This window comes from Cupriavidus sp. SK-4 (assembly GCF_000611125.1).
Lineage (GTDB): Bacteria > Pseudomonadota > Gammaproteobacteria > Burkholderiales > Burkholderiaceae > Cupriavidus > Cupriavidus necator.
The window spans coordinates 1-8434 of the sequence record NZ_JFJW01000236.1; the positions used below are offsets into that span (position 1 = coordinate 1).

The 8434-nt window shown below is 63.6% G+C and carries 7 protein-coding genes; 5 read left to right on the forward strand and 2 right to left on the reverse strand.

Translation table 11 applies throughout. From position 1 onward, the window contains the following. Positions 1 to 138: 138 nt before the first annotated feature. Both CF68_RS34750 and CF68_RS34755 read right to left on the reverse strand, forming a co-directional pair. A complete protein-coding gene (locus tag CF68_RS34750) occupies positions 139 to 1107 on the reverse strand; it encodes a nitronate monooxygenase family protein (protein WP_035828120.1) in 969 nt (322 codons plus the stop codon). A 67-nt stretch (positions 1108 to 1174) separates the two neighbouring features. Then, a complete protein-coding gene (locus CF68_RS34755) occupies positions 1175 to 3013 on the reverse strand; it encodes an acyl-CoA dehydrogenase (protein WP_051591826.1) in 1839 nt (612 codons plus the stop codon). A 265-nt stretch (positions 3014 to 3278) separates the two neighbouring features. Here CF68_RS34755 and CF68_RS34760 point away from each other — a divergent pair, with 265 nt between their 5' ends. The 5 genes from CF68_RS34760 to CF68_RS34780 all read left to right on the forward strand — a co-directional run bounded on the left by CF68_RS34760 (position 3279) and on the right by CF68_RS34780 (position 8352). Then, positions 3279 to 4379, forward strand: a complete 1101-nt coding sequence (locus CF68_RS34760) for an ABC transporter substrate-binding protein (RefSeq protein WP_051591827.1) — start codon at positions 3279 to 3281, stop codon at positions 4377 to 4379. Between the two features lie 169 nt (positions 4380 to 4548). Continuing rightward, positions 4549 to 5367: a Phenylacetic acid catabolic protein gene (locus CF68_RS34765; protein ID WP_035828124.1), complete on the forward strand. Its 819-nt coding sequence runs from the start codon at positions 4549 to 4551 to the stop codon at positions 5365 to 5367. A 26-nt stretch (positions 5368 to 5393) separates the two neighbouring features. After that, positions 5394 to 6164, forward strand: coding sequence for an enoyl-CoA hydratase-related protein (locus CF68_RS34770; RefSeq protein WP_035828126.1), 771 nt, complete (start codon positions 5394 to 5396; stop codon positions 6162 to 6164). Positions 6165 to 6169: 5 nt separating this feature from the next. Then, a complete protein-coding gene (locus tag CF68_RS34775) occupies positions 6170 to 7189 on the forward strand; it encodes an NADP-dependent oxidoreductase (protein ID WP_035828134.1) in 1020 nt (339 codons plus the stop codon). Beyond that, complete coding sequence (locus CF68_RS34780; protein ID WP_161786895.1) at positions 7186 to 8352, forward strand: epoxide hydrolase family protein; 1167 nt, start codon at positions 7186 to 7188, stop codon at positions 8350 to 8352. Before CF68_RS34775 ends, CF68_RS34780 begins: the two co-directional genes overlap by 4 nt. Positions 8353 to 8434: the final 82 nt, after the last annotated feature.

An 8434-nucleotide genomic window follows, 5' to 3' on the forward strand; every position in this document is an offset into this window, starting at 1 on the left:
CACGCCGTCCGCAGCGCCGGCTTTGCAGGGCCGGCGCCGTGCGGTAAAGGCTCGTACGGCATAGCGCAATATGGCGCCACGAGTGCGGCCCATGTGCGGGCCGCACTGTCGTCGATGCGGTAAGGTGCCGAAGGCTTGTCAAGCGTCTTGCGCCAGCAGCCGGTGGCGCGCGGCATGATACTCGGCCCGCAGTTGCGCAACAATCTGGGCTGCCGGCTGAATGTCATCCATCAACCCAACGCCCTGTCCAGCCCCCCAGATATCCTTCCATGCCTTGACCTTGCTCGCGCCGCCGGAGAGATCCATCTTGCTCTTGTCGGATAGCGGCAGGTTGTCCGGGTCCAGCCCTGCGTTCAGAATGCTCTGCCGCATATAGTTGCCGTGTACGCCGGAGAACAGGTTGGTGTAGACGATATCGGCAGCACTGGCCTGTACGATGGCCTGCTTGTAGCCCTCGGCGGCGTTGCTCTCCTGCGAGGCAATGAAGCGCGTGCCAATGTACGCGAGATCGGCACCCATTGCGCGCGCGGCGAGGATGGCCTCACCGTTGGCAATCGCACCCGACAGCACTAGCGGACCGTCGAAGAATTTTCGGACCTCGCCGACCAGCGCGAAGGGGGACAGGGTCCCCGCATGGCCGCCGGCGCCGGCAGCCACCACGATGAGGCCATCCACTCCGGCTTCCAGCGCCTTGCGCGCATGGCGCACGCTGATGACATCGTGCAGGACGATGCCCCCGTAGCTGTGCACCGCGTCAAGGATCTCCTTTACCGGTGCCTGCAAGCTGGTGATGAAGATCGGCACCTTGTGGTCTATGCAGACACGCACGTCACGCTCCAGCCTGGTATTCGACTGGTGCACGATCTGGTTGACCGCCAGCGGCCCGACAGGCTGTCCAGGGTTCGCCGCCCTGAAGGCGCTCAGTTCCTCGGCGATGCGGGTGAGCCACTCGTCGAGCAACTCCGGGTGGCGTGCATTGAGGGTCGGAAAAGCGCCGACGATGCCAGCCTTGCATTGCGCGAGGACCAGCTCCGGATAGCTGACGATGAACATGGGCGAAGCCATAACGGGCAACGCCAGATTCTGCAAGATAGAGGGAAGGGCCATGTGCTTCGTTTCCTTGGGGAGGATCGGTATCAACGACGTTGAGGCTGGCGGTCTGCCGCGGTCGGCTTCATGCTGCAGGGTCGAGTCTGTGGACGGCTTCCTCGAAGAGGAAGCCCGCATCTTTCACGCTGGCGCCGGCCTGCATGACTGCCGAGCTCAGGCCATCGACCTGACTCAGCTGCCAGTCGGCAAAGTAGGAAGAGCAGGCTTCCAGCTCGTCGGTCAGCGAGGGCGAGCACCGAAACGCAGCGCCGCCTTGGGCGAGGGACGCGGCATGAAGCAGGCGCCAGCCGCCAAAGAGCCTGCCGCAGGCCTCAAGATAGGTTTCGGCCACCGCGAGCACGCTCTCGATCCGATCCTCGCCCTGGCTGACGATCCAGTCCGTGGCCGCGGCAACCTGCGAGAGCGCCACGGCAAGCTGGGCGCCGGCACGGCACAGGCGCGGCGCTGGCGAAGCTTGCAGCCGCAAGGCGGTATCCCTTACCTTTTTGGCCATCAGTGCGAATACCGCTCCCTTGTCTCCTATCACCTTGCGGTGCACCAGGTCGTTCGCCTGTATGGTGGTGGTCCCCTCGTAGATGGTGGTGATGCGTGCATCGCGTACGAGCTGCGCTACGCCTGTCTCCTCGATGTATCCGGCCCCGCCGAAGATCTGCAGCGCGGCATTGGTTGAATTGACCGCCATTTCCGAAACCCAGCCCTTTACGATGGGGGTCAGGAAACTGAGCAAGCGCTGCGCCTCCTGCCGTTCAGCGGCTGACGCGGAGGAGCCGAGCACATCAATCAGCGACGCGCTGTAGTAGGTCAGATTGCGTGCGGCATGGGTATTGGCCTTCAGATTCAGCAGCGAGCGCCTGACTCCCGGATGACGGATGATCGCGACCGCTTTCCCGCCGGATGCTGTATGGCGCCCCTGGATGCGGGTGGCAGCGTAGGAAAACGCCGCCTGGCAGGCACGTTCGGCTATGCCCGTTCCCTGCAGGCCGAGACTGAAGCGCGCCAGATTCATCATCACGAACATCGCATTGAGGCCCTGATTCTCTTCGCCGATCAACAGGCCGTGGGCCCCGCCCATCTCGCCGTAGACCATCACTGCTGTAGGGCTACCGTGAATGCCGAGCTTGTTCTCCAGCGCTACGCATTTGACATCGTTTCGCTCGCCGATCTCCCCGCCGCTGCCGACCAGGAACTTCGGCACGAGGAACAAGGACAGGCCTTTTACACCTGCAGGCGCATCCGGCAAACGGGCAAGCACCAGGTGGACGATGTTCTCGGCGAGGTCGTGCTCGCCAAAGGTGATGAAGATCTTCTGCCCAAAAATCTTGTAATGCCCGGGACCCCGGCCGGCGTCCGGGATGGCCCTCGCGCGGATCAGCGATAGATCCGAGCCCGCTTGAGGCTCGGTGATGTTCATGGTGCCCGGCCATGTTCCCGCCACCATCTTCGGCGCATACCGTTCGATGATGCTGGCCTCCGCGGAGGCGAGCAGCGCGTCGACCGCGCCGACGTTGCCCACCGGGCACAGCGCGAAGGCGGGATTGGCTGCATTCCACATTTCGGCAAGAGGCGCCCACGCCAGGCGCGTAAGTCCCAACCCGCCAAGCTCAACGGGCAGGGGGACGCCCGGCCAGCCACCGTCGATGAATTGCTTGTACGCGCTACGCGCCGATTCGGAGGTGGTGACCTCGCCATCGGGGTGCAGCACCGGATGCGTGGTGTCCGCATGGCGGCTCAACGGCAGCAAGATTTCTTCAGTCAGGCGGGCGTTTGCCGCAAGGATGCCCTGGAACGTCTCCCAATCCAGGTCTTCCTTTACTGCCAGTCGTGGACTGCCGTCCGCCGCGGCGGCAACGGCAAATTCGAGCGCTTCAAGCGGGGTTGCATAGGGTGTCATTCCGTTCTTCATTCTTCCCTTCCTAGGTTGACTCGGCGGGCCAGCCTCAGCGCTGTCCAGCCCGCAATGCAGGACCAGGTGCCTGCGAGGACGTGGGTGCCCGCCAGAAGTGAGATTTCGTGGTTCACTGAGTCCTTGCAATGTAATACAAAATCATCTACCGTGTATCTTAGTTTTGTATTACAAAATCGAGCACATCGATAGGAGGAGACAGATGAACCCAAGAGGCCTCGTTGTACGGTGGCTCGCGCTCTGCGCATTGCTCCCATGCGTCGGAATGGCGCAGGTAAGAGGTGTATCGGACAAGGAGATCGTGCTGGGCAGCTACAGTGATCTCAGCGGCATCGGTGCATCCTGGGGAAGCGCCAGCGCGAATGCCATGCGTCTGCGCTTCGATGAGGTCAATGCGAGAGGCGGTATCCACGGGCGCCGCCTTCGCCTGGTGGTCGAAGACCACGGCTACCAGGTGCCGCGCGCGGTGCAGGCCGTCGCCAAGCTGATTCAGCGGGATCAGGTCTTCGCGATCATCGGCGCTGTAGGAACACCGATGATCAATGCCGCGATGCCCCAGCAGTTGCAGGCAGGCGTGCCGAACTTGTTTCCGTTCTCGTTCGCGCGCTCGATCCTGGAGCCGCCGCAGCGATTGGTCTTCCAGACCTATCCAACTTATTACGCGCAGATCCAGGCGGGGGTGCGCTACTTCGCGCGAAGCCGGGGCAGAAAGGCGATCTGCCTGATGTACCAGGACACCGACTATGGCCGCGAAATTGCCGATGCGGTACGGGACACCCTTAAGGGTCTCGGTAGCGCACCGAAAGCTATTACCGCGCATGCGCCAACCGAGACCGACTTCAATGCCGCGATAGCGAAACTGAAAGGCGCTGGCTGCGATCTTGTGGTTCTTGGCACGGTGATCCGGGATACGATCCTGCCCTACGCGGCGGCGCGGCGGATGGGATGGGACGTCGATTTCCTCGGGGCGCTGACTTCCTTCGATCTCAATGTCTCCGAGGCTCCGAACGGAGCGACCGAAGGCCTCTACGCGATGTCGGCGTTTGACCCAGCCTATCCGGACGCGCCGCTCGTGGCAACCCGCGACTGGGCCGCACAGTACATCGCCCGCTTCAAGAGCCGGCCGAACATTGCCTCGCAGATGAGCTACATCGGTGCGGATCTGCTGGTGCAGGCGCTGGAGAAGGCCGGCCGGGATCTCACCGTGGACAAGCTTATCGCTGCCATGGAATCCATCCAGGCGTATCGCGATCCGTTCGGCGGCCCGCTCCTCGGCTTCGGTCAAGGCAAGCACACCGGTACCCGCCAACTGATCCTGCAGCAGGTGCATGGCGGTCGCTGGGTACGTGTGGCTGACCAGCTGTAACGCGGCAGGTGGCATGTGCTCCGCGATTCTGGCGTCTTCGGCTTGACGCCAGAGTGTCCGAGCCTGGCACCAATCCGCTCTCCCCCCGGCCCGAACCCAGTCTGCCAATCCGACAGGCAACGCGCAGTAGATCTGCGATCTGCCCCCCTTTTTTCAACAGGAGAACAAGATGAAGTACTACGACAAGGGAGATACCCTTCCTTCTGACTACAGGAAAGCCTTGGTCCATTTGCTCAGCTTCCAGGCGGATTCCGAGTATGCCGGCGCCCAACGGGTCGGCGAGAACCTCTGCTTCGCGCCGCGGCCGGAGGAGGCCTATCGGCTCGCCAAGAAGACCATGGAGGAATACGGTCATGCCTTCTATTTGTGGACCGTGCTGGAAGACCTCGGTATCGACGTAAAGCCCAGGCTTGCGGAACTGCGCGACCATCCGGAGAACCCCGACCCGGCGCGGGTCAACGTGATTAACGGATTTCGCCGGTCTTACTGGCGCGACCAGTTCCAGTGCTGGGAAGACGTGGCGATGATGTCGTGCGTCGCGACGCCCGGCGCGGTGATCTTCCTGGGGCAGTACACCAAATGCTCTTACCTCCCATGGGCCCGTGCCTCGGAACGGATCGCGCGTGAGGAGGTGGGGCACATGGGCTTTGGCCTGTGGGCCGTCAAGCGCGCGATCGAATTCGGCGGCTCGCAAGCGTGGGAGCGGCTGCAACGGCGTGTTCCGAAGTTCCTGGCGATGGGGATGGGTATGTACGGCCGTCCTTCCCTGGCGGGGGAAACGCAGTCTGCCAACTTCGAGCGCTACTACGACATGGGCCTGAAGATCCTGCGGCCTGAGGCGTGCCAGGCACAGTACCTTGAGCTCGTCAGGAAACGCATTCTGGAGGCCGGCCTCGAGTGGGTCGACGACGTTCAGCCGGACTATGACCAGCGCATGGGTTACGCGATGGACGATCAGGAACTCGATTCACGGCTTGCCGCCGAGTAAGACAAGGAAACCCAGGAGGAGCAAAGATGTCATTGGTATTGTCTGAGCGAATCGGACGCGTCGGGCTGGTCACGTTAAACCGGCCCGAAGCAAAGAACGCGCTGAACGAAGCGTTGGTTCTCGAGCTTAGCCGCATTGTGAGCGCCCTCGACGAAGACCCGGAAATCGGTGCGATCGTCGTTACGGGCGGCGAATCCTGCTTCAGCGTGGGCGCCGATATCAAGGAGATGACCGAGAAGACGTTCGCCGAAGCCTATGTGCGGAACTTCGTCAGCCGTGATTGGGAAGTGCTGTCCTATTGCCGCAAGCCCGTCATCGCGGCGGTTGCCGGCTACGCCATCGGTGGCGGCTGTGAGTTTGCGCTGATGAGCGATATTGTGGTGGCCGACGCTAGCGCCCGCTTCGGGCAGCCGGAAGTTTCGGTTGGGACCATCCCCGGCGGCGGCGGCACTCAGCGACTGGCCCGCTCCATTGGCAAGGCGAAAGCGATGGAGCTCTGCCTGACAGGGCGGCTGCTTGGCGCGGATGAGGCGGAGCGCATCGGCATCGTCTCGATCCTGGTTCCGGCCGGCGACCATATCCGGACAGCCCTGGAAATGGCGGCGCGCATCGCCGGATACTCGCTACCCATTGTCGAGATGATCAAGGAAAGCGTCAACACCGCCTTCGATACGGGCCTCAGTGGCGGCCTTCGCTTCGAGCGTCGCCTTCTCCACGCAACCTTTGCGCTGGATGACCAAAAGGAAGCCATGCGCGCTTTCGCCGACCGGCGCAAACCTGTCTTCCTTCATCGGTGACCATGATGCGAAATCGAGAGTGGCGCCTGGAGCGCCGGCCAGAAGGAGCGGTCTCATCCGCGGATCTTGTGCTTCAAGACAGCCAGATCGACACGCCGGGCCGGGGGCAGTTCCTGGTTCGCGTGACCACCGTGTCGATTGATCCTGCCATGCGAGGATGGATGAGCCCACTGCGCTCCTACATCCCGCCGGTCGCGCTCGGCCAGCCGATGCGGGCGATCGCGGCCGGCGTGGTAATCGCATCTCGCCACGCGGATTTTCCGGAAGGCACCCGGGTTACCGGCCTGTTCGGCTTGCGCGAGCATGCGCTGTCGGACGGGCTTACGGAAGGTGTCGGCGTGCGCCGCATTCCAGACGATATCCCGGATGAGGTTGCGCTCGGCACTTGCGGCCTGGCGGGAATTACCGCGTACTTCGGTTTGTTCGACCTTGGCCGTCCGGCCCCCGGAGATACGCTTGTGGTGTCGGCAGCGGCGGGCTCGGTGGGCTCCGCTGTCGTGCAGTTGGGGCGTCTGGCCGGATGCCACGTGATTGGAGTGGCGAGTTCCGGGCGCCGCGAAGCGGTGCTCGGCGACGGCGCTCATGAGGTGGTTGACTACACCGGCGGCGATGTCGACCAGCGGCTGAAGGCCCTGTGCGGGCAGGGCATCGATATCTACTTCGACAACGTCGGTGGCCCGGTGCTCGATGCGGCGCTGAAGCGCATCAATACCGGTGCACGCATCGTGCTTTGCGGTGGCATTTCGCAATACAACGCACGCAAGCCGGTTGGACCAGCCAACTACCTTGCGCTGATCGGGCAGCGCGCCACCATGCGCGGATTCGTCTATTTCGACTATGAGTCTCAGTTTGCCACGGCGGAGCAGCGGCTCTGGGACTGGCATCGTTCCGGAGCGCTGCGCCAGCGTGTCGATATCGTCGACGGGATCGAGCATGCACTGCAGGCGATCACACGCGTGTTCGAGGGCCGCAACACCGGCAAGCAGCTGCTGCGGCTGCATGCCGAGACAGGGAGAGAGATGTGAGAATCATCAGACGGTATTCCTCTGCGCTCACGGTGCCGGCAGCGCGCCTGGAGGCGTTGCGGGCGCGCTTGCGCGTCACCGGCTGGCCGGTGGCCAGCCCAGGCGCGGGGTGGTCCTTCGGCGTGGACCAGGAATGGCTGCGCGCCCTGTGTGCCCGGTGGGAGGCCGGGGACGGCTTCGCCCTGCTGGAAAAGGCGCTGAACGCTGTGCCTTCCGTGTTCTTCGAAGTGGAGACGGAAGGATTCGGCACGCTGCACGTACATGCTTTCGTTGCCGGCGGAACCGGTCATGCTCGGCCCATTCTCATGACGCATGGCTGGCCAAGCCTGTCAGTCGAGTACATTCCGGTCATCGAGCAGTTGCGGGCGCGGGAGCGCCATGCCGGCAGCGGGGGAATCCCTACGCTGGTGGCCCCCTCGCTGCCCGGGTTCGGCTGGTCGTCGGCGCCGTCCAGGCCAATGCATGCCCGGGATATCGCTCGCCTGTGGCGGCTGCTGATTGACGAAGGGCTTGAACTCGGCCCAGTGATTGCTCACGGCGGTGACTGGGGCGCCGTGGTCTCCAGCTGGCTGGCGGTCGACGCACCGGAGCGGGTTGCGGGCCTGCACTTGACGATGATGGGACTGAAGCCGGATATCGACGCGTCTGACCCGCTTGACGACGCCGAGCGCTCCTGGATTCGCAACACCCAGAAGCGGCTTGCGGTGGATGGAGGTTACCGCGAACTACAGGCCAGCCGGCCATCCACGCTGTCGGTGGGGCTGGCCGACTCGCCCGCATTCGTGCTGGCATGGATCGCCGAAAAGCTGCACCAGTGGTCCGGCCCGGCCGCGCAGCAGGATCCCGAGCGACTCCAGTCGGCAATCCTGACCCTGGCATCCAGCTACTGGTTAACCGGCAGCCTGGGCTCCGCCGCTTGGATCTACTGGGCCGACCGCCACGAGCCGCAAGCGCTGGCTGGCGGCGAACGCTGCATGGTCCCTACCGGGTACTCCGGCTTCGGCGGCGGCTTCTTCCCGCCTCCACCCAGTCGCTGGATCGAACGGGCTCACCGGCTGGTCTATCGCAACGAGCATCCAGTTGGCGGGCATTTTCCGGGGTGGATGGCAGGCGCGACACTGGCGGATGAACTCCAGCGCTTTACTTTTGCGCTGAATACCTGACTGTTGCCACTGTGCCAGCTACGCCGTACGAGCCTTTACCGCACGGCGCCAGCCCTGCAAAGCCGGCGCTGCGGACGGCGTG

Coding starts and splice junctions, on each gene's coding strand:
- CF68_RS34750 (WP_035828120.1), bottom strand. CDS start 1,107: ATGGCCCTTCCCTCTATCTTGCAGAATCTGGCGTTGCCCGTTATGGCT.
- CF68_RS34755 (WP_051591826.1), bottom strand. CDS start 3,013: ATGAAGAACGGAATGACACCCTATGCAACCCCGCTTGAAGCGCTCGAA.
- CF68_RS34760 (WP_051591827.1), top strand. CDS start 3,279: ATGGCGCAGGTAAGAGGTGTATCGGACAAGGAGATCGTGCTGGGCAGC.
- CF68_RS34765 (WP_035828124.1), top strand. CDS start 4,549: ATGAAGTACTACGACAAGGGAGATACCCTTCCTTCTGACTACAGGAAA.
- CF68_RS34770 (WP_035828126.1), top strand. CDS start 5,394: ATGTCATTGGTATTGTCTGAGCGAATCGGACGCGTCGGGCTGGTCACG.
- CF68_RS34775 (WP_035828134.1), top strand. CDS start 6,170: ATGCGAAATCGAGAGTGGCGCCTGGAGCGCCGGCCAGAAGGAGCGGTC.